Here is an 18,746-nt window from a genome sequence, read left to right on the forward strand (position 1 = left end):
CGATATGGAGCTTTGAAAAAAGGTTTTACCACTTAGTGTTTCGTAAATAGCATTCTATTTAGGCATATTTACGAAACTCGATCTATGAGTGGTTTCGAATATTTATGAGTTGGTAGCAATAAAATGACAGACACTCTAATTATTCAAAAAGCGAGAGAAGAACTATCAGCAAAAACTTTTGGTGTGACAGAACAATTTCTGAAAATTCACGAAGTTGTTTATGAAAACGGCAAACCGAAAATTGCAAGGGTTGACACAGAAAAAGAAGACGGAACAGCAATTGTTTATTTTCCAGTTAACGATGAAATATTTTACTTAGCCATTTATGTTGACACAATACCCGAAGTTTCAGTTCGACACGTAAATACTGAATCTTATAATTCGGTTTATTTTCAAGCTGTTTCAGAGGTTTACAGTTTTGACGAGCTCTCAAAAATGACAGAATTAAAATCAACTGGTGGACGTAACAAGGGCGACAAAAGAGGCGGAAATGTTTTGTGGAAACGAAGTTCAATATTTTTTGAACCTAATCCGGAAGCTGACGAGTTTGAAGATAAACTTAAAAAGCTTCTTGACTTTTTAGAGCAAGACAAAACTGGCATCGCTATTTTGATTGACAAAGCTAATGGACACATTCAAGTTGCTTCAAGTTTTCACAATGGTAATACAATGTTAGGTGGACATTATTTGGACAAAAAAATTATCAAACGTATGAGCAACTTGAATCTTGCGATATATTTCGATTTATACGCTGACGGCAAGTTTTACACTGACTAAAAACTAATGCTATCAACATTGGGTTTTATGCAAGTTGGGCTTGACATTGTAACATCAGCTATTTGCAAATCCAAACTTCAGTTCGGGCAGACGAATTTCTATCAGCTTTTGCACTTAACTTCAACAATATATTTTCAATCAGCAGCGGTTATCGACAGACGGTATTCTAATTCCCAACCTGCATAAAGCCCTGCCCGTTAGGCAAATTTAGCACGACACAGTCACGACATTCTCAGTTCTACCACAATTCAAAACCTTACTGGGCTCTTTCCGCTACCACCTCCACCCGATCCCCTACCTGAATCCGCCCTTCCAGCACGACTCTCGCCAGGATACCCCCATGCTGGCGCATGGCGTTATAGCCGCCGGGGCCGAGGTTCTGCTCCATGCGACTGCACGGATGGCACTCGCCACTATATTCGAACTCCGCTTCGCCAATAGTGAAGCGTTTGTCTTTCAAAGCTAGTAGGTTCAGGCCCCGTACTACGATATTCCGGCGCAAGAGCAGCGGATCGACCGTTTCCTGACCTAAATAAGAAGCTACTGCCGGGAGGTGTTCTGCCTGAATCAGTGTGACCTGACGCTTGCTGCCGGGCTTACCGGCGTAGTGATCGCCGTCGAGTCCGGTGCCGGGGCGGGCAAAAACTTCCGTTACTTCCTGCATCGGTTGTCGCTTGATGGGCCTGATGCCCAGCCACTCCACCGTACCCGGTTGGGCAAAGTTTCCCATCAATTGACTTAAAGGAGATTTTTCGGAAAGTGAGGCCATGAGAAGGTTTGTAATTCGTTATCAGGGTAAAGTACGTTCTAAGGGGTCTTATTACAGTAGTTTCGTTTGTCCTTCGGTCCAGCCGACCAAATACCGCATGAAGAATTTTTCAAAAGTACTCATACTTACGTCCCTGATCTTCACTTTGACCGGAAGTCGTTTGGTAAAAGAGGATGAAGTACAGCGTCCGCTTGAGGTTTGGGCCATCCGGTCGGTCCTGGACAAAAAGCCGAGGATGCTGACCGTGGCGCTGGATAAGGAAATGTACATAGCCTACGATATGACCCGCTGCAAGATTTACAAAGTGTGGAAAGGGGGCATTTCGATGGACGGCACGGCCTATACAGGCAAGAAGGAAATTCAGCCGACTTCCTGGGGTGCAAACTACCTGTCTGACAGTAGTCAAAACTTCAATTGGACGGCAAAACTGGACGGGAAAGAGTTGCCGATTCGGATGCAGAGCAAAGGGTATGTTTTCAGAAAAAATCAAATTTATCTGCAACACGATCTCCTGCTCGGTATAGATACCATTCGGATTGAGGAACGACCCGAGTTTGTGCGGAACAATGCCGGAAAACCGGGATTGGAACGGGTTTTCGTCACGAGTAATGTACCCGCCAACGTTTCGGTCACGTTGAAATCGACGTTGGGTAATTTGGAATTTGTACCTAATGGCCGATCGCGCCATGTCGATTATTTTGATGCCCTTCCCGCCCAGTCGCTTCCCGTGGTCAGGAAAGAATATGCTCACCAGGGTCAGGAAATCATTGAAAAAAGCGACTGCCTGACCTGTCATGAATTGTACGAGGCCAATGTCGGCCCTTCGTTCCAGCAGGTGGCCATGCGGTATCCCAAAGACGTAAAAACCTTAGCGCAACTGAGCAGCAAAATCAAATATGGCGGCACGGGAGCCTGGGGCAGTGGCGTAATGAACGCACACCCAACTTTGTCTGCCGATGAACTAAATACCATTCTCGATTACGTTTTTACCCTGAAACCCAAGGATGCCAAGCCCCGGAAAAGTACCGAAGAAGGCGTGGTGAATTCTGCTGCTTCATTGCCGGTCAAACCCGGTTTCGGCGCATCGCTGGCAGGCGTTCATCCCGCTTATGAGCTGACCGACCTGCACACTTCTGGCTTCAAGCCCAAGGTAGGTGCCATGGCCTTCCTGCCCGACGGGCGTCTGCTGGTCACGACTTGGGACGCCGTCGGTGGGCTGTACGTGCTGGATGGCGTGACGGGCGAAAATCCTACGGAGGTTAAGGTCAAGCGCATCGCCTCCGGCTTGGCGGAGCCTTTGGGCATGGCAGTTGTGGATGGCGAGATTTACGTCCTGCAAAAACAGGAACTCACGAAACTTATCGACCACGACGGCGACGAGGTTATCGACGAGTACCGCACGATTTGTAACAGTTGGGAAGCCACTGCCGATTTTCACGAGTTTTCATTTGGATTGGTTTACCGGGATGGGTACTTCTACGCCACGCTGTCGATGGCCATGCGACTTACCCCCGAAGAAAAGCAACTGCCCGACCGGGGCCGTACGATTCGAATCAGCAAAGACGGTAGTTTCGAGTCGGTGAATTTCGGGCTACGGACGCCTAACGGTATCGGGGTCGGCGTGGACGATGAGCTTTTTGTGCTGGACAACCAGGGTCAGTGGCTGCCGGGAAACAAACTCATTCACGTCCGCGAGGGCGACTTCAACGGGATGGGGTGGGGGTGGCTGGACGAGTCGGCACCCATGCCGCGCATGGTACCGCCCGCTATCTGGCTACCCGAGGACGAAATCGGTAATTCGCCCTCAGAGCCCGTACTGATTACGGAAGGTACTTACAAAGGACAAATGCTGCACGGCGAAGTAACGCATGGCGGAATCGTCCGCGATTTTCTGGAAAAAGTAAATGGAAAGTACCAGGGCGCAGCCTTCCGCTTTTCGCAGGGCTTCGCGGCAGGTATCAACCGCATGCGCTGGGGGCCTGATGGGGCATTGTACGTGGGCGAAGTCGGCATGGCTCCCGGTGGATGGAGTTGGAAGGATCAGACTTCGGGCTTACAAAAGTTGACCTATACGGGCAAAGTACCCTTCGAGATGCTGGCCGTGCGGGCTAAGCCGAAGGGCTTTGAAATTGAGTTTACCGAGCCTCTATCCAAAAATGTGCAGGCAGACTTCAAGAACCTGTTTATCCAGCAGTGGTGGTACAAACCCACGCCCAGCTACGGTGGACCCAAAATGGATTTGACCGATCTGAAAGCCAGTCGAATGTCACTTTCTCAGGATGGCAGGCGGCTGTATGTGGAAATCCCGGGCTTACGGAAGGAAAATGTCATCTATTTCCGCTTGCCGATTGACTTGAAATCAGCTTCTGGACACCCTCTATGGACTTCGGAGGCCTGGTACACTTTGAATGAAATACCTAAGTAATTTTCTGGAACGGCGCGAAGCGAAACACCATACTTAATGAAAATCAACCGAAGAGAATTCATCCAATACAGCAGCGCCGCCGTGGCTCTTGGCCTGACTGCAACCAATACCCTACACGCCATGCCGAAAGAAAAAACCATCCGCATCAAGGATGTCAGTTCCAACTTCGAACGCGAACCGCTGAATCCCTACCGTTTCAAGGGTAGCGCGATCACCGAAAGCTGGCAGACTTTGGCTTACCTGAAAACGGATGCCGATGTCCACAAAATCGGACAAGGCACGCAGGGCGTTCTCTGGTCGGATTCCAAGGTATTCGCCGGCCATTCCGAAACGGCAGGCAATGCCCTCATGTACGCCATGACTGAGCGGGCCCTGCAAATAATGAAGGGTAGTTCATTCAAAAATCCCGTGGCGCTGGTGGATGATCTGCTACCCGAAGTGCTGGCGTATGGTAAGAAAATCACGGGCAATCCCGACCTCAGAACTACCTTCGCTCTCAACGCGCTGGTGGCCGTGGATAATGCCGCCTGGCTACTCTACGCCCATGAAAATGGTCTCACTAAATTTGATGATATGATTCCGGCGGCTTACCGGCCCGGCCTGTCGTACCATCATGAAAAAGTGGCGAGTATTCCATCGTTCAGCGTCGGAACTACCGCCGAGCGGATCAAGCAAGCCGCCGACGAGGGGTACTTTATCCTGAAACTGAAAACCGGGGCAGCAGGTACACAATCCGAAATGATCGAGAAAGACATCGCTTTCCTAACTGCCGTGCATAAAGCCATTGGGCACTACGAAACGCCCTACACGGCCAGCGGGAAAATTCCCTACTACTTCGACGCCAACGGACGTTACGAAAAAAAGGAAACCCTGATGCGCTTTCTGGATCACGCCAAAAAGATCGGAGCTTTCGATCAGATTGCGGTGATCGAAGAGCCCTTCGCGGAAGAAAACGAAACCTATGTGGGTGACCTGGGGGTACGCGTGGCCGCTGACGAAAGTGCCCATACCGTGGAAGATGCCGCCACCCGTATCGAGCAAGGCTACGGAGCCATCGCTGTGAAGGCTATTGCCAAAACCATGAGTATGACTATGAAAATCACGCAGTTGGCTTTTGAGAAAAAAATCCCCTGTTTCTGCGCTGACCTCACCGTCAATCCCATTCTGGTAGATTGGAACAAGGCCGTGGCTGCCCGGCTGCCGCCTTTCCCCGGTATGAGTATTGGCTTGCAGGAAACCAATGGCCACCAGTATTTCAAAAATTGGGAGCGATTGGAAACGTACCATCCGATGCACGGAGCCAACTGGACCGAAACGGTAGATGGAGTGTATGTTACTGACAAATCATTTTACGAAAAAAGCGGCGGAATTCTAATGCCATCGGCGCATTATGAAACGATATTTGCCGAAGAATGACAGTCCTTTATTTCAAGGTCGGTAAAACCTATCATCTTCCCATTTTTCGGGATTATTTTCGATATAGCCGGAAATGTTTTCAAAGGAGCGTTGTGAGCGAATGATATGTTCGTAGTAATTCCGCTGCCACAGCTTACCCCGAAACCGCGGCCACCCGTGGTCCTTCACGCCACGAATATATTCATTCGTTGACATCGTTTCGAACCATTGCACCACCCTATGTAGGGGCGAACCTATGTGTTCGCCCAGTATGTCGCCATTCGGGACAAGGTGTTCGGTTTTTGCATCGGTTGGGCGGACACACAGGTCCGCCCCTACAAGTTTTATATTTGGGTTTCCTTTGCCGTTATTGATGACAATAGCGTGGAAGTGATTCGGCATCACTACGAAATCAATTGGCTCGATGTCAGGGAATTTATCGGCCAGCTCTCGATACCATTTCTCGATCATTTTCCCCGCATCATTCAAGGCCATTTTGCCATCTACGACTACCCCGAAAAAACACTCCATGTCCGTCACGCAAATTGTAACGAAATAGGGGCCTGCCTGGGAAGAATCGTAGTTTTTCAGCCGGATGGAACGGCGATGATGCTTTTCTGGATCGAATGCCATTTTCCCATGAATCAAAAAAAAACGCCGGAATTTACAGATTCCGGCGTTACTGATAATTTTCCCGACTGAATCAATACAACTTCTCGTAGTACTCCGTTGCCATGCGGTCTGAACCGAAAAAGGCGTTGACGTCATTCATGCTGGTCAATACCATTTCCTGCCATTTTTCGGGTTGGTCGTAGTAGGTGGGAAGTACCTTGGTTTCAATCAGGTCATATAGGTTCTCCATATCCTGCTTATTGATGTCCTCTCCGGCAGCAACAGGCACGATGAAGGCGTTCTCGCCATCACGGGCAAATTCGCAAATCCAACCGTCGTAGGTCGAAAGGTTGAGCGAAGCGTTCATGGCGGCGGTCATACCGCTGGTCCCGGAAGCTTCACGTGTCACGATGGGATTATTAAGCCAGGCATCTGACCCGTCCTTCATCAGTTTGGAAAGGGCCAGCTCGTAGCCTGTCAGCACCGCCATATTATCGTACAGATTGCTGAGGTATACCAGACCGTTGAAGGTTTCGATAGCCCCCATATCCTTCGGATAGGGCTTGCCCGCCCAGATAATCTGTACGGGATACTTGCTGTTAGTCATCAGTCGGTGGAAGCGTTCGCGATCCCAGGTCAGCATATCGGCTCGCTTATAGCCCGCAAAGCGCCTTGCCCACACAATGGTAAGTACTTTGGGATCAAACAGCTTTCCGCATTGATTGGCCACAGTTTTGAACAACTCCTTTTTGAGTTCCTCTTTGCGGGCCATGATAGTCTTGGTGTCTTGGGCCAGTCGGGCGGCATCCAGCGTTTTATCGGTCCAGTAGGCCTGATTCTGAGCATTGGTGATGTGGTCAATCTCACAAATCTTTTCGTAACCGCCCCACATTTGCCGCGACACCTCACCGTGTAGTTTGGATACGCCGTTGGCTTTGCGGGCCAGGCGCAACGCAGCCAGCGAATGATTAAAAACGCTGTCTTTCTGCCCGGTGATCTTGCGCACCGTCTCCAATTTTAGCCCTGCGAAGAAGCCCAGATTTTTTAAAAAGGTGATGTCGTGCTTTTCGTTGCCTGCCTCTTCGGGAGTATGGGTCGTGAAAACAAACCGCTTCCTCAGCTGCGGTGCGGTTTTGAATTTTTGATACAGGTAGAAGGCTCCGGAAAGTGCGTGAGCTTCGTTGAAATGGTACACTTCCGGCTCATATTCCAGCGCGTCCAGCATTTTGGTGCCACCAATGCCAAGTACCATGCATTGAGCTACTTTAGTGGTTGGATCGGAAGAGTATAGGTTATAGGATATCGAGCGGGCTTCGTGATCGTTTCCGTCCGTGTCAGTGGTGAGCAGAAACATGGGGGCCGTGTCAAACACATCGGGTGGCAGGTAGTAGGCATGTACCCATACCTGTTTGCCTGATATCTCAATGCTGACCTTAGTCTCCGTGTCGATGAGGTAGTGGTAAATCTTTTCCCGAAACTCGGGCTTCATGCTGTTGTCCTGATTTCGTTCCTGATCGTAGTACCCATGTTTCCACAGCATTCCGATGCCGATCAAATTCTGATTCAGGGAATTAGCGCTCTTCATGTGTGATCCGGCCAGAAAGCCAAGACCACCGGAGTAGATTTTTAAGGCCTGGTCCACGGCAAACTCCATGGAAAAATAAGCAACTGATTTTTTGAACGGTTTGGCAGGCTTCAGAGGGTGCTTGAATGGTATGGTGAATGAACTTTTTGATTTCATATAATGCGATTGGTTAGGTTCAGCAGCGAATCAATAAAAATTCGTGCCGCTTATTCGATGGATAGGGTAGCGGGTAGTTCTGATTTTTGTTGAAACTGATAATGGAAGAGCCTTTTCCGATAGCAGGAAAAGGCTCTTGGTAGGTAAAGTACGTTATTTTGAGAATTACTTCCCGCCTGAATGTGATTTGGCGTAATGTTCTTTCAGTAAATCCTCGGAAAAATCGTCTGTCAGATCGCGGACTACCGTATGGATGTGGTTGGCGTCGTTTTGGGTGTTGTCAAACTCAATCAGGATCGTCGGCCCGTGAATCCGGTAGTAGTGCCCCTTGTCTTTGCCCATTTCCAGCTTGGTATCGCCCATCCAGGCAAAATACAGGTTGTCCATGCCCGCCTTTTCCAGCTGCTTCATCTGCTGGTTTTTCAGGGTGACGTGATAGCGGTCGAGGTAGATCGAGATCAGTTTTTTGAAAAGCTCCTTTTGCGCAGAGGTCATGTCTTTCATGGCAATACCTTCAAAATTTCCCCGCTCGATACCCGTGACCTGCCGCTGGTTGACGGAGAAAATCTCGTAGGGCGACTTTTCGGCCAATACTACCTGCCTCTTTTGCTCAGCATTTAACGAATTGAGCAATTCATAACCCATATCTTCCTCTTCGCCCAGTACCCGCTTGCCCTTCTGCGGTACTTCTATCAGGACGTGGCCGGGGTTACTCCCCAAAAAGCTCGGCGTAAAGGAGATATGCCCATTCACCGAAGTATAGTGAATCGAAATGTGGTGGCCTTCCATGCGCCAGCCCCACGGAGCTTTGGCGGCAGGATCGCCAAATACCAGAAAGGCGTAGTTTTCGGGGTCGCGGCGGGTGTCGTTGGGCGGGCGACTTTCCAGCACTCGCAGCACGTTTTCCAGGTCAATAATATCTTTAATTTTCGCATAGCCATTGTCGCTCATGACCACTTCCACCATGTTCATGGCGGCTTTGCGCTGCGGTTCGCTCATGCGTTTCAGATTGAAACCCAGCCGCTCACGGGGAATAAAGTGCCAGTCATAGCGGATGGTATCGGTCAATGGATGCATTACCTCCGCCTTTTGCGTTGCGTCCAGCGTTTTTAAAAATGAGTTGACCGCATTCGTCATTTTTGGGTTCAGGTCGTCCTTGGCGGTCCGACTGGTTGTGGGCCGATCAGCCCCACAGGCACTGGTCAACAGGAATAGGAACAGGATATACGCTTTCATGGTACTTTTTTAACAGAATAAACCAACCGGCAGGTCAGATGAATTAATAATCAATGGAGTCAGAGTTCCCGGATGCGGATATTATTGAACCATACCTCGTCACCGTGATCTTGCAGGGCAATTTTCCCCCGGGCGTGAGGCGTGGCGTAGCCCCATTTGGCAAACTTGCTTTTGGCGAGTTGGGACTTCCAGGCATCGGAACCGTACACATAGTCCACCACCTTTTCGCCATTGAGCCAGTGTTCCACATGGTTGTCTTTGATTTTAATGCGGCCCTTGTTCCACTGTCCGGCGGGTTTCACGGCATTTAGGTTGCTGGGAGCCTGCATGTCGTAATTGGCACCGGTTTTCTGCCGATCATTGATTTTTACCATCTTGCCGCCGTCGTTGAAGGACGGGTAGTTCTCATCATCGATAATCTGGTACTCAGGGCCCGAATAGTAAGTGGCGTTCTTGGGATCTTCGATGACTTTGTAAATGACACCGCTATTGGCTTTCGGTGGAATCTTGAAATCGAATTCCATTTCGAAATCGCCGTACTCCTTGTCCGATACCAGATCGCCACTGCCACCGTGCGACATCAGGGCGCCGCCCATGACCATCCACTTTTTGGCATTGTCAGCGCGGTAGGCGTGCCAGCCTTTCATTGATTTTCCGTCGAACAGGCTTTGCCATTTGCCCGGTTTTTGTGCCCAAACTGAACCCGTCACCAGGCAAATCGCTAGGAGCAAGCTTATTTTTTTCATGATAGATTGTCAAGGTACTTTTACTTCAGGCAAAGAAACCCGCAGGCGGATTATACTTAATCCACCTGCGGGTTTTCGAAAGAGAATACGTCCCGGTTATCCGGATTTCAAGCCAGCCAAAATGGTTGTTAATGATTTTTGGGCAAAATCAGACAGTACGAGCGTCCCGCTGATCTCCGCGCGTTGTCTGAGCAGTTCGTCCCAGTGGTCGGTACCTTCCCAGAAAACCTGCTTCATGCGGCGCATCGACTCCGGCTCATAGTCAGCCAGCCGATTGGCGATATCGGCGACGTGTTCGTCGAGTTCTTCCGTCGTTTCCAGCACATCATCAAAAAGCCCCTTTTGCCAGGCCCAGATAGCGGACTTAAACTCGGTGGCGTTGATCGTCAACTGAGTGGTGGCAGCCAGGCCGATTTTGCGCCTCACGGCCGGTTCGATCACAAACGGACCGATGCCCACGGTGAGTTCGCTTAGCTTAACCGCAGCGTGATGCGTGGCCAGGCAGTAGTCGGCCGCCGTAAGTAGCCCCACGCCGCCCCCGACGGCTTTTCCCTGCGCCCGCGCAACGATAAACTTGGGACAACGCCGCATGGCGTTGATAACCTGGGCGAATCCCAGAAAGAAATCTTTGCCCTGCTGCTCGCTCGTTATGGCAGCCAGTTCGGTCAGCGAGGCACCGGCGCAGAAGGCACGGTTTCCGCCCGAGCGCAACACTACAACGGATGAATCCCGCGCTTCGCCCGCCTGCCGAATGGCCCGCGCCAACTGATCGAGCATACCGGAGGGGAGCGCGTTGCCCGCCGGATGAAAGAACTCGACGGTTGAAATGCGGTTCTCGCTGTTAATTTTGACGTAAGAGTCTATGAGTTGTAAGGTTTTGGAGTCGATGAGTTTGGAGGTCAATGGACAGAGTATTTTTGAATACCGGCTACTGAACTCACCAACTCATCTACCCGTGAATGCTATTATTTACCGAACAGCCTTGCCCAAAAGCCTTTGGCTTTGGTCCTGGTAGCTTCCATCGCTTCGGCAGCGTCCTCTTTTATCTCGTTGAACTCTTCGGTGGCCTTGGCCGCGATTTTAGTGGCTTTTTCTTTTGCCTCAGCCAGTTTTTCCTCTGCTTCTTCTCTGAGTTCGTCCAATTCTTCGGCGGCTTCGGCGCGGATTTCCGCCGCTTTTTTCCTCACATCGGCCATTTTCTCAGTGGCGTCTTCCCGAAAATCCTCCATTTCTTCAGAAGCCCGGTCAGCCAGCGATTCGATTTTTGCCCTGGCTTCGCCCGCCTTCTTTACGGCCTCATGGCGTAGTTCACCCATTTCTTCCGCGGCGCGGTCGGCCAATGATTCGATTTTCCCCTTTGCTTCGGCGGCTTTTTCAGAAGTACCCGTTTTCGTCTCGTTCAGCTGCCCGGCGGCTTTGGTAGAAATCGATTCCGCCTCAGCTTTTGCTTCGGTGATTTTGTCGGTAGCTTTTTCCTTGAGGTCGCTTACTTCCGAGACGGCCTCTGCTTTCAGGTTTGCGGCTTCGGCCTTTACATCGGCGGCTGTTTCAGTCACGCTTTCCTGTACCTCATTCGCTTTCTGGGCAGCATCTGCTTTTATTTCCAGGGCTTCGGCCTCAGCCTTTTTTGCTTGATTCGTAAGCTCATTCTTAACTTCTTTGGCGGCTTCGGCAGCCTTTGCTTCGGTCTTGGTCACCTCATCCGTGGCCAGCGTTTTTCCTTCGGCGGCCAGTTGTTCGGCAGCGACTTCTTTTTTTTCCAGTGATTTGGCCGCTTCTTCAGCGGAGGGGTTGGGGTAGTCTGCCATGATTATGGTTATTTAGTTTGTTAGAAGCGAAATGTACGAACTAGCCACATAGGTTGCAAATCAGAGTGTTGTGGATATCCATCGACTTTGAGGAAACTATTACACGATTGATCATGACAGTGTGACGAACATGAAGTGGCATTACTTTTTAACCTACTCTACTAAAATAAAAAGCATTGTCCCTAAAACTAACCCCAATATATGAAAAAGGTCGTTTTCGCTACTGCATTATACGCTTGTCTTACCACCGGATGGTTGCTGACAAGCTGTGACAATAATAAGGATGGTAAAGAAGAGTACGCTGAGGAACAGGCTGATGCCATCAATGAAGCTGACATCGCGCGCGCCGAGATTCGAAGCGCCGACGACACTTCCGATCTGGCCGATGTCCGGGAGGATCTGTCAGAAGCGGCTCAGGAACTGGAAGCTGCCAAAAAAGAGTACATGACCGAATTGCAGAATCGGCAGAAAAGCCTGAGCGAGAAAATCGGTGAACTGGATTCCAAAGTGACAGATCCCAAACAGGCCAACCGTGAAAAGTGGGTCGAAAAGCGCAAAGAATTGGTTCAGGAACGCGATCAGTTGCAGGCCAATCTGCTTGAACTTCAAAAGCCTATGACCAACGATCGCTTTGTGACTGCCGAAAAGGAAATCAAGGAATTATTGGCTTCGATTGACAAATCACTGGCCGATTAAGTACTCAAAGATTATCCTCGTGTTTCTAGAAAGGCGAACTACCATAGTTCGCCTTTTTTAGGTTAGCCTCCTTACCATCAGCCCTTTTATCAGGTCATAAAAAATATGGGGAGTAAGGGTACGCCAGTTGGAAAGGTGTAGCGTTCCACCAAAATTAAGATAATAATCCAGCCGGAACTTTTGCCACTCGCGTTCTATGTGATCACGAAAATTCACGGCGGCAATCCAGCCGTCTTCAATATCCTCAAACCATTCGGCGTAGTAGTCGTCCTGCGCACCGTGGTAATCCATCACGTTTTCACCGATAAGTATGAATTGATTGATACCGACGGCCACGAACTCATCCACCACGCGGCGCTTGAAGTACATGATGTCATTGTGCAGGGCATCGTTCCATTCGCCAAACAATTCGATGACGACAAAGCCTATGTCGTAGTCGGCGTACAGTACTTTAACGTACAGTGTTTCGGAGCCTATTTCGTCCCAGAAAGGGTGGATGTAATAGCCGTATATATCGTGTTCGTAGTACTCAAGATTAGGTTCACGTCCATAGAACGGCGATTTTTCGTCGCGATTTGCTACGTAATGCTTTTCCCAGTTTTAAAAGGGTTCAATGTCTTGCATGGTGGGTTTCTTTGTTCCGCCAGGAGCTCAAATGGGGTAGTCGGAGCGGAAGCTATTTGGTTCTGAAAATACTTGAATTACCAACACAGATGCCATTCGTTTTAGTGCCGGTTTATTGATTATTTGATCTTGAAAAAAGTGGGGTAGTTTTGGGTAAAGTGAAACTTTTTCAGTTCAATTATTTCATAATCATTGGTTTAACTTTCGGGTATTCTGCTTAAATAGGTACTTTGCGGCATAGTTTTTTAGGCTTGGGTACCTGTTACCATTAATGAACCACAACCAATAATACTAACTATGAAAACGAAGCACAATAAATTGATGACATTGACGGCTAGCGGCCTGAGCCTTTTCCTGATGCTGGGCCTGACATCCTGCGCCGATAATGACTCAGACACTGACGATAACGGCATGGAAAACACCGAAATGACGGAAGACAACACCGTAACTACCAACGGCAACTACTTTGCCGACTGGGATGCCAATACGGACGGATATCTTGACGCAGACGAATACTCGGGCGGTAATTTCCGATCCTGGGATACCAATGCAGACAACAAACTCGACGAAAACGAGTGGAATACCGGAGCCCGCAACAATGGCTACGAAGGCCAAAGTTGGGCCGACTGGGACATTGATCGAGATGGGTTCCTGAACGATGGCGAGTACCGGACGGGATACAATAATGCCGGATGGTACAATGCCTGGGACACCGATGGCGACAGTCGACTGAGTCAGGAGGAATACGACACCGGTATGGCCAATCGTCCGAACCAGTAACAGTGAAGAATGAACGCGGAGACAATCGGATGCTAAATTCCGGGGGTACCTGCTTCAAACAATTATTTTAAGTATTTTCACAGCCGCTCAACGATCGTTGGGCGGCTGTTTCCTATCCAAATTAGTCCCCATCATCCATGAATCTTCTCGGAAATATCATTTGGCTCATCTTTGGCGGTTTGGTCGTATTTATCGAATACATGATAGCGGGCTTATTGCTCTGCGTGACCATCATCGGCATTCCCTTCGGAATCCAATGCTTCAAGATTGGTATTTTGAGCCTGATGCCCTTCGGCAGAGAGGTCAGGGAAGTACCCGGCGATTCGGGCTGCCTGTCCACCCTATTCAATATCATCTGGATTGTGGTGGGCGGTATTTGGATAGCGCTGACGCATTTGTTCTTTGGCGTGCTGCTGGCGATCACGATCATCGGCCTGCCGTTTGCAAAACAACACTTCAAATTAATGGGTTTATCCTTTACACCATTCGGGAAAGAAATCGTGTAGCAGTAGTTGTGTCTTCCGTTTTGCTTCTATGCACATACCCGGTGTCCTGAACACCAATTCCTAAATTCCTAAAAACCAACTACTATGAATCTTGTCGTTACTGTTCTGACCGTTTTCATTATCCTGTTCTTACTATCCGGGGTACGCATTATTTTTGAGTACAAAAGGGCTTTGAAGTTTCGCTTCGGTAGCTACGTGCAAACTCTGCAGCCCGGCCTGCGCTGGATTATTCCTTTCGTGGAAACTATCCAGACTGTGGATATCCGCGTCATCACGATCAACATTGTCTCGCAGGAGGTAATGACCGAAGACAATGTTCCCTGTAGCATTGACGGCGTGGTGTTTTTCAAGGTTGAAAACCCCGAGAAAGCTGTGCTGGAAGTAGAGCAGTTCCAATTCGCCATCAGCCAACTGGCTCAGGCGGCCCTGCGGGATGTGTGCGGTAAGGTGGAACTGGATACGATTCTGTCGAAGCGCGAAGAAATGGGTCAGAGCATCAAGGCTACGGTGGCCGAAGAGACCGTTCAGTGGGGAATAGTGGTGATCGACGTTAAAATCAAGGACATCCAGCTGCCGGAAAATATGCGGCGCATGATGGCCAATCAGGCCGAGGCCGAGCGGTCGCGCCGGGCGCAGGTCATCCTGGCCCAGGCTGAAGAGCAAGCCGCCCATAAGCTGCTCGAAGCAGGAAAGGTTATAGATCAGTCACCTTCGGCCATTAAACTCAGGCTTTACCAGACTCTGGCTAACATCGCCGCTGAGAAAAACTCGACCATCCTGTTTCCGTTTCCCGAAGAGGTACTTGCTCCATTTCGTCCGAAAAAGGACGAGTAGCATCCTGGCCCGGTCGCACTCTAAATCGAGTTTTCCGGCTCAGCGTCCTGAGCGGCCAGCATTTCGGTTTTGGCCTGGTTGACATCCATGGCTTCCATGCGTCCTATGATGCTGTCTTTTCTGGCCAGAAACACATCCTGGAATTCTTCCCGAACGGGTTCGGCAAGGGGTAGTTTTACTTTCAGGGCGTCCACCTGCCGACCATTTTTCCAGAAGCGGTAGCACAGGTGAGGGCCTGTGGAAAGTCCAGTACTGCCTACGTAGCCGATGGTTTGGCCCATGGTCACCCGGACACCACGCCGGATGCCCTTCGCGAATTTTGACATGTGCAGATATTGCGTGGTGTACGTTTTGTCATGACGGATCTTGACGTAGTTGCCGTTGCCACGCGTGCGGGTGGCTTCTACCACCACGCCGTCGCCCACGGTGCGGATGGGTGTACCGCGCCGGGCCGCGAAATCAGTACCCAGATGCGGTTTGTAGCGACGTTGCACGGGATGGAAACGCCGTTTGGTGTATCGTGAACTAATGCGGCTGAACTCTACCGGCTCTTTCAGAAAAGCCTTCTTAAAACTTTTGCCCTCCTGATCGAAGTAGCTCACACCTTTGCCCTGATCCAGCGCGATAGCATAAAGCGGCTTTCCCTGATGCAGAATGTAGGCACCTTTCAATTTTCCGTCGGCGATGGTTTTACCTTCAATCTGCTTTGACTCAAAAATAAGCTTGAACGTATCACCGGGCTGCACATGGTTCAGATCAAGCCGCCAGGCGTAGATATCGGCCAGTTGGTCGACCAGCCCGGCCGAGCCGCCTGCATCGAGAATCGACTTGTACAAAGAGCCATGAATTTCGCCAACCAGTTCGCGTTCGACAATATCTACCTCTCGCTGGCAGAGTGTCACCGCAAGGCTATCCCGCAGATCGTATATGACATACTGAGTTTCGTTGGGTTCATAAATAAAGTACCTGGCTGTGCGGGCCCCATCGCGGGCACAAAGCAGCGTATAGGGACGCTTGGCCCGCATTTTCCGCAAAGAAAAAACGTCGTTGGCTTTTTGGGAAAGATCGTGCACCTGAGTCAGGCCGATGTTGTAATCACCGAGTAGCGTAGAGATGGTTTCGCCCGACTCGACAACGCCTTCTACAATTTCCAGCGAATCGGTGGCAATGCCAAATACAACCGGGGCCGGAGGGGCCTCTCTGGCCACCGGCATTTCGGTTTTTGGGGTGAAAAATGAGCCGCTGGATTTGAAAAGAAAGGCTTGGAAGGCGGCAAAAATGAGGAGGGATACTACGGCTGCGAAAAGGATCAGTCGTCTGGTCATCAGCTACAAAGAAAGTTTTGGGTATTCGTTGAATTGTATTTACAACGGGCAAAACTAGGCCTTTGATGTGCTAAATAAAAATAAAATTTAGGGCAATAATCTGATAGTAAATTAGTTGCAAAATGCCTGATATAGCCGCCAGAGGCTCAGAACCGGGGAATGAATACCTATTATACGAAACCGCTTCCTGAATGTGGAATTCTGACCAAAGTTGGTTATACGTTTCCCAACTCTAAGCTGGTTACACAAGCATTTTACTACATTTTTCCCGCTTATAGAGCCCGTTAGCCAAGTGGATGGTGATTGGCATGGCTCTTTGGATATTTGGAATAATGCCCGTTGGCGCTCAGTTGCGGCACTCAATTACTACAGTTGGGTGTATTCAAATCAATCGCCACCGGGTTGGTATCCATTTTATTCACTTAAACTTATCTCACCATGTTTTACCACGATAAGAAGTTGCAGTACACTGTGCGGGTTGACAAGCCTAATGCGGCTTTTGCTAAAATGCTCCAACAGGCCATTGGAGGTGTGGAGGGAGAAATCCGCGTTTGCCTTCAGTACATGTTTCAGGCCTGGGGATGCCGGGGACCGGTAAAGTACCGTGACATGCTTCTGGAAACCGGGACCGAGGAAATGGCCCATATCGAAATGCTGGCGACCGCCGTGGCTCTCAACCTTGAGGGAGCGGCTAACGAATTGAAAGACCAAGTGGCGAACGAGAATCCGTTGGTGGCGGGAATCATGGGTGGCATGAACCCACGCCACATTCTTTCATCGGGCCTGTCAGCGATGGCGGTCGATAGCAATGGGGTGCCTTTCAACGGTTCCTGGGTAGTTGGCAGTGGCAATTTGGCCGCAGACATGTATGCCAACGTGATGGCTGAATCTACAGGCCGCGTTCTGGCCACCCGACTCTGGGAATCGACGGACGATCCTGGTATGAAGGATATGCTTGCTTTTCTGATCGCACGTGATACCATGCATCAAAACCAATGGCTTGCAGTACTTGAAGAGCTGGGAGGCGTCGAAAACAACCATCCGATTCCGAACAGCTTTCCACAAAGTGAAGAGTTATCAAAGTTCAGCTACTCTTTCATTTCCACCGACATAAACAAACCCGAAGCGCCCGACGGACGTTGGGCAAAGGGTACCTCCGTAGATGGAAAAGGCGAATTCTCATTCGATCATGCCAGTCCGCATGGGGAAGAGCCCAAGCTGGGCGAACCGTTGCCGGAAGGCCATGCCCAAAAGGAGCAGATGACCAACGGCGTTGTAAAAGGCGTCGCAAGCAAGGTGAAAGATTTGCTTTCTTAAAAAGTCAGCTGCGATTAACTTCCAAGTAGCCTCCGCTACGATCCCCTTACTGAGTTAGGGAAGTAGTGGAGGCTACTTTTTTGACTTTAAAAATTGAGTATTTGACAATGAATCTTCTGTTGGCGAGTAAGTTAGAAGGGGAGGAGCATCTACTTACTGAATGAACGCGAACTGGTCGCCGTTGCCGTGGGGAAATCAGCCGGAATCGGAATATTGACCTTCCCGGTAGCAGCCCACTGCGACCCGCGTTGCAAACTAGTGATGAAACCAACGTCCTGCACCGAGTAGTCCACGTGGCCCATGGCCATGTGGAACACACGCCCTTTGCCGTATCGGATCGTCATCATCATCGGTTCGTTTCGGTCAGTGCCGTTATTGTCTTTGGCTGCATATGCGGTGGCCAGCACCTCCATATTTTCGGCTGGGCCACGCAATCGGTTATAGAGCTCGTCTTTGGTGTGCAGCCACGTGGCTGGCATTCCCTTGGTTATCGGGTGATTGGCGTTACGGATTGTTATCAGGAATTCCGACTGTGCTCCGTGTGCCCCGGCCTTACCCGGTGCGGTGTCCCGCACCAGTTTGCCTGCATCGTTGTAATACACGTACGGCCCGTCTTTTTCAGTGCGATCGCCCCAGCCGCCCAAGCCAATCATCTGGTTGTAGGCAGGCCAATCCGGAAACGAATTGTTGGCGGCGTGTATGACGACCAGTCCGCCGCCATTTTTCATGAATTTTTCAAAATCGGCTTTCGTGGTTTCGGGCCACGAGGCGGCGTTCCAGCCAAAATTGCAGACGACCAGATCGTATTTCGAGAAGTCGGGGCGGAAATCGGGGTCTGTCTTAGACTTTTCGAGGGACTCGGTATTTGTAGCCCCCGCCACCGGATAATCCTTGATGAACTCATCGCCCTTCCAGGTGTACTTACTGCGCTGAACATCCACCGAAAACTTTCCGGTTTCCTCCAGGTACTCTTTCATCATGTAGGTTAGCTTGGGCCACTGGTCATGGTTGTTTTGTCCATCCACAATCAGGGTCCGGATAGTCTTACCCGAGTTTTGACCGTGGACAGAAATGCCAGTTAAAAATGCAAGCGTCAAGATGAGTAATGGCCTTAGTTTCATTGTCCGGGTTGGTTTATTTTTATGACTGCCAAAA

General features: G+C 50.0%; 17 protein-coding genes and 1 pseudogene. 8 read left to right on the forward strand and 10 right to left on the reverse strand.

Annotated elements, in window-relative coordinates; genetic code table 11:
• Window positions 1–123 precede the first annotated feature (123 nt).
• Entirely contained in the window at window positions 124–777 is a 654-nt protein-coding gene (locus IE117_RS07455; protein ID WP_189563667.1) for a DUF4279 domain-containing protein, read from the forward strand.
• 256 nt (window positions 778–1,033) lie between these two features.
• On the opposite strand, the gene IE117_RS07460 is transcribed toward IE117_RS07455, so the two are convergent.
• The gene (locus IE117_RS07460) at window positions 1,034–1,546 is read right to left on the reverse strand and encodes an MOSC domain-containing protein (protein ID WP_189563668.1); all 513 of its coding nucleotides are present in this window, start codon (window positions 1,544–1,546) and stop codon (window positions 1,034–1,036) included.
• 97 nt (window positions 1,547–1,643) lie between these two features.
• Here IE117_RS07460 and IE117_RS07465 point away from each other — a divergent pair, with 97 nt between their 5' ends.
• Window positions 1,644–3,971, forward strand: a complete 2,328-nt coding sequence (locus IE117_RS07465) for a c-type cytochrome (RefSeq protein ID WP_189563669.1) — start codon at window positions 1,644–1,646, stop codon at window positions 3,969–3,971.
• 36 nt (window positions 3,972–4,007) lie between these two features.
• Complete coding sequence (locus IE117_RS07470; RefSeq protein ID WP_189563670.1) at window positions 4,008–5,387, forward strand: mandelate racemase/muconate lactonizing enzyme family protein; 1,380 nt, start codon at window positions 4,008–4,010, stop codon at window positions 5,385–5,387.
• Window positions 5,388–5,399: 12 nt separating this feature from the next.
• Here the strand turns inward: IE117_RS07470 and IE117_RS07475 are convergent, their stop codons facing one another.
• The 6 genes from IE117_RS07475 to IE117_RS07500 all read right to left on the reverse strand — a co-directional run bounded on the left by IE117_RS07475 (window position 5,400) and on the right by IE117_RS07500 (window position 11,509).
• The gene (locus IE117_RS07475) at window positions 5,400–5,999 is read right to left on the reverse strand and encodes a transposase (RefSeq protein WP_189563671.1); all 600 of its coding nucleotides are present in this window, start codon (window positions 5,997–5,999) and stop codon (window positions 5,400–5,402) included.
• Between the two features lie 70 nt (window positions 6,000–6,069).
• Entirely contained in the window at window positions 6,070–7,719 is a 1,650-nt protein-coding gene (gene glgP / locus IE117_RS07480; RefSeq protein ID WP_229580473.1) for an alpha-glucan family phosphorylase, read from the reverse strand.
• 165 nt (window positions 7,720–7,884) lie between these two features.
• Window positions 7,885–8,955, reverse strand: a complete 1,071-nt coding sequence (locus IE117_RS07485) for a DUF3500 domain-containing protein (protein WP_189563672.1) — start codon at window positions 8,953–8,955, stop codon at window positions 7,885–7,887.
• Between the two features lie 59 nt (window positions 8,956–9,014).
• Window positions 9,015–9,701, reverse strand: coding sequence for a 3-keto-disaccharide hydrolase (locus IE117_RS07490; RefSeq protein WP_189563673.1), 687 nt, complete (start codon window positions 9,699–9,701; stop codon window positions 9,015–9,017).
• A 96-nt stretch (window positions 9,702–9,797) separates the two neighbouring features.
• On the reverse strand, window positions 9,798–10,604 hold the full coding sequence (locus IE117_RS07495; RefSeq protein ID WP_229580483.1) for an enoyl-CoA hydratase/isomerase family protein: 807 nt from the start codon (window positions 10,602–10,604) through the stop codon (window positions 9,798–9,800).
• A gap of 62 nt (window positions 10,605–10,666) precedes the next feature.
• Entirely contained in the window at window positions 10,667–11,509 is an 843-nt protein-coding gene (locus tag IE117_RS07500) for a hypothetical protein (RefSeq protein ID WP_189563674.1), read from the reverse strand.
• A 201-nt stretch (window positions 11,510–11,710) separates the two neighbouring features.
• On the opposite strand from IE117_RS07500, the gene IE117_RS07505 reads away from it, so the two are divergent.
• Complete coding sequence (locus IE117_RS07505) at window positions 11,711–12,205, forward strand: hypothetical protein (protein WP_189563675.1); 495 nt, start codon at window positions 11,711–11,713, stop codon at window positions 12,203–12,205.
• A gap of 57 nt (window positions 12,206–12,262) precedes the next feature.
• Here the strand turns inward: IE117_RS07505 and IE117_RS07510 are convergent.
• Window positions 12,263–12,829 (reverse strand): annotated as a pseudogene (locus IE117_RS07510) (hypothetical protein).
• A gap of 297 nt (window positions 12,830–13,126) precedes the next feature.
• Here IE117_RS07510 and IE117_RS07515 point away from each other — a divergent pair.
• The 3 genes from IE117_RS07515 (at window position 13,127) to IE117_RS07525 (ending at window position 14,949) form a co-directional block, all read left to right on the forward strand.
• Window positions 13,127–13,609 carry an EF-hand domain-containing protein gene (locus tag IE117_RS07515; RefSeq protein WP_189563676.1) on the forward strand — a complete coding sequence of 161 codons (483 nt, stop codon included), beginning with the start codon at window positions 13,127–13,129 and terminating at the stop codon, window positions 13,607–13,609.
• Window positions 13,610–13,746: 137 nt separating this feature from the next.
• Window positions 13,747–14,115 carry a YccF domain-containing protein gene (locus tag IE117_RS07520; RefSeq protein WP_189563677.1) on the forward strand — a complete coding sequence of 123 codons (369 nt, stop codon included), beginning with the start codon at window positions 13,747–13,749 and terminating at the stop codon, window positions 14,113–14,115.
• An 84-nt stretch (window positions 14,116–14,199) separates the two neighbouring features.
• Window positions 14,200–14,949, forward strand: a complete 750-nt coding sequence (locus IE117_RS07525) for a slipin family protein (RefSeq protein WP_189563678.1) — start codon at window positions 14,200–14,202, stop codon at window positions 14,947–14,949.
• A gap of 20 nt (window positions 14,950–14,969) precedes the next feature.
• On the opposite strand, the gene IE117_RS07530 is transcribed toward IE117_RS07525, so the two are convergent.
• Window positions 14,970–16,274 (reverse strand): peptidoglycan DD-metalloendopeptidase family protein, encoded by a 1,305-nt coding sequence (locus tag IE117_RS07530; protein WP_189563679.1) that lies wholly within the window; start codon window positions 16,272–16,274, stop codon window positions 14,970–14,972.
• A 438-nt stretch (window positions 16,275–16,712) separates the two neighbouring features.
• Between IE117_RS07530 and IE117_RS07535 the strand changes: the two genes are divergently transcribed.
• Window positions 16,713–17,591, forward strand: a complete 879-nt coding sequence (locus IE117_RS07535; protein WP_189563680.1) for a manganese catalase family protein — start codon at window positions 16,713–16,715, stop codon at window positions 17,589–17,591.
• 149 nt (window positions 17,592–17,740) lie between these two features.
• On the opposite strand, the gene IE117_RS07540 is transcribed toward IE117_RS07535, so the two are convergent.
• Entirely contained in the window at window positions 17,741–18,712 is a 972-nt protein-coding gene (locus IE117_RS07540; RefSeq protein ID WP_189563681.1) for a ThuA domain-containing protein, read from the reverse strand.
• Between the last annotated feature and the right edge of the window lie 34 nt (window positions 18,713–18,746).

The sequence above is a fragment of the Persicitalea jodogahamensis genome, from assembly GCF_014651615.1.
In the GTDB taxonomy this organism is placed as follows: Bacteria; Bacteroidota; Bacteroidia; order Cytophagales; family Spirosomataceae; genus Persicitalea; species Persicitalea jodogahamensis.

Excerpts from the sequence above, each read along its gene's own strand:
- IE117_RS07455 (WP_189563667.1), top strand. The coding sequence starts at position 124 with ATGACAGACACTCTAATTATTCAAAAAGCGAGAGAAGAACTATCAGCA.
- IE117_RS07460 (WP_189563668.1), bottom strand. The coding sequence starts at position 1,546 with ATGGCCTCACTTTCCGAAAAATCTCCTTTAAGTCAATTGATGGGAAAC.
- IE117_RS07465 (WP_189563669.1), top strand. The coding sequence starts at position 1,644 with ATGAAGAATTTTTCAAAAGTACTCATACTTACGTCCCTGATCTTCACT.
- IE117_RS07470 (WP_189563670.1), top strand. The coding sequence starts at position 4,008 with ATGAAAATCAACCGAAGAGAATTCATCCAATACAGCAGCGCCGCCGTG.
- IE117_RS07475 (WP_189563671.1), bottom strand. The coding sequence starts at position 5,999 with ATGGCATTCGATCCAGAAAAGCATCATCGCCGTTCCATCCGGCTGAAA.
- glgP (WP_229580473.1), bottom strand. The coding sequence starts at position 7,719 with ATGAAATCAAAAAGTTCATTCACCATACCATTCAAGCACCCTCTGAAG.
- IE117_RS07485 (WP_189563672.1), bottom strand. The coding sequence starts at position 8,955 with ATGAAAGCGTATATCCTGTTCCTATTCCTGTTGACCAGTGCCTGTGGG.
- IE117_RS07490 (WP_189563673.1), bottom strand. The coding sequence starts at position 9,701 with ATGAAAAAAATAAGCTTGCTCCTAGCGATTTGCCTGGTGACGGGTTCA.
- IE117_RS07500 (WP_189563674.1), bottom strand. The coding sequence starts at position 11,509 with ATGGCAGACTACCCCAACCCCTCCGCTGAAGAAGCGGCCAAATCACTG.
- IE117_RS07505 (WP_189563675.1), top strand. The coding sequence starts at position 11,711 with ATGAAAAAGGTCGTTTTCGCTACTGCATTATACGCTTGTCTTACCACC.
- IE117_RS07515 (WP_189563676.1), top strand. The coding sequence starts at position 13,127 with ATGAAAACGAAGCACAATAAATTGATGACATTGACGGCTAGCGGCCTG.
- IE117_RS07520 (WP_189563677.1), top strand. The coding sequence starts at position 13,747 with ATGAATCTTCTCGGAAATATCATTTGGCTCATCTTTGGCGGTTTGGTC.
- IE117_RS07525 (WP_189563678.1), top strand. The coding sequence starts at position 14,200 with ATGAATCTTGTCGTTACTGTTCTGACCGTTTTCATTATCCTGTTCTTA.
- IE117_RS07530 (WP_189563679.1), bottom strand. The coding sequence starts at position 16,274 with ATGACCAGACGACTGATCCTTTTCGCAGCCGTAGTATCCCTCCTCATT.
- IE117_RS07535 (WP_189563680.1), top strand. The coding sequence starts at position 16,713 with ATGTTTTACCACGATAAGAAGTTGCAGTACACTGTGCGGGTTGACAAG.
- IE117_RS07540 (WP_189563681.1), bottom strand. The coding sequence starts at position 18,712 with ATGAAACTAAGGCCATTACTCATCTTGACGCTTGCATTTTTAACTGGC.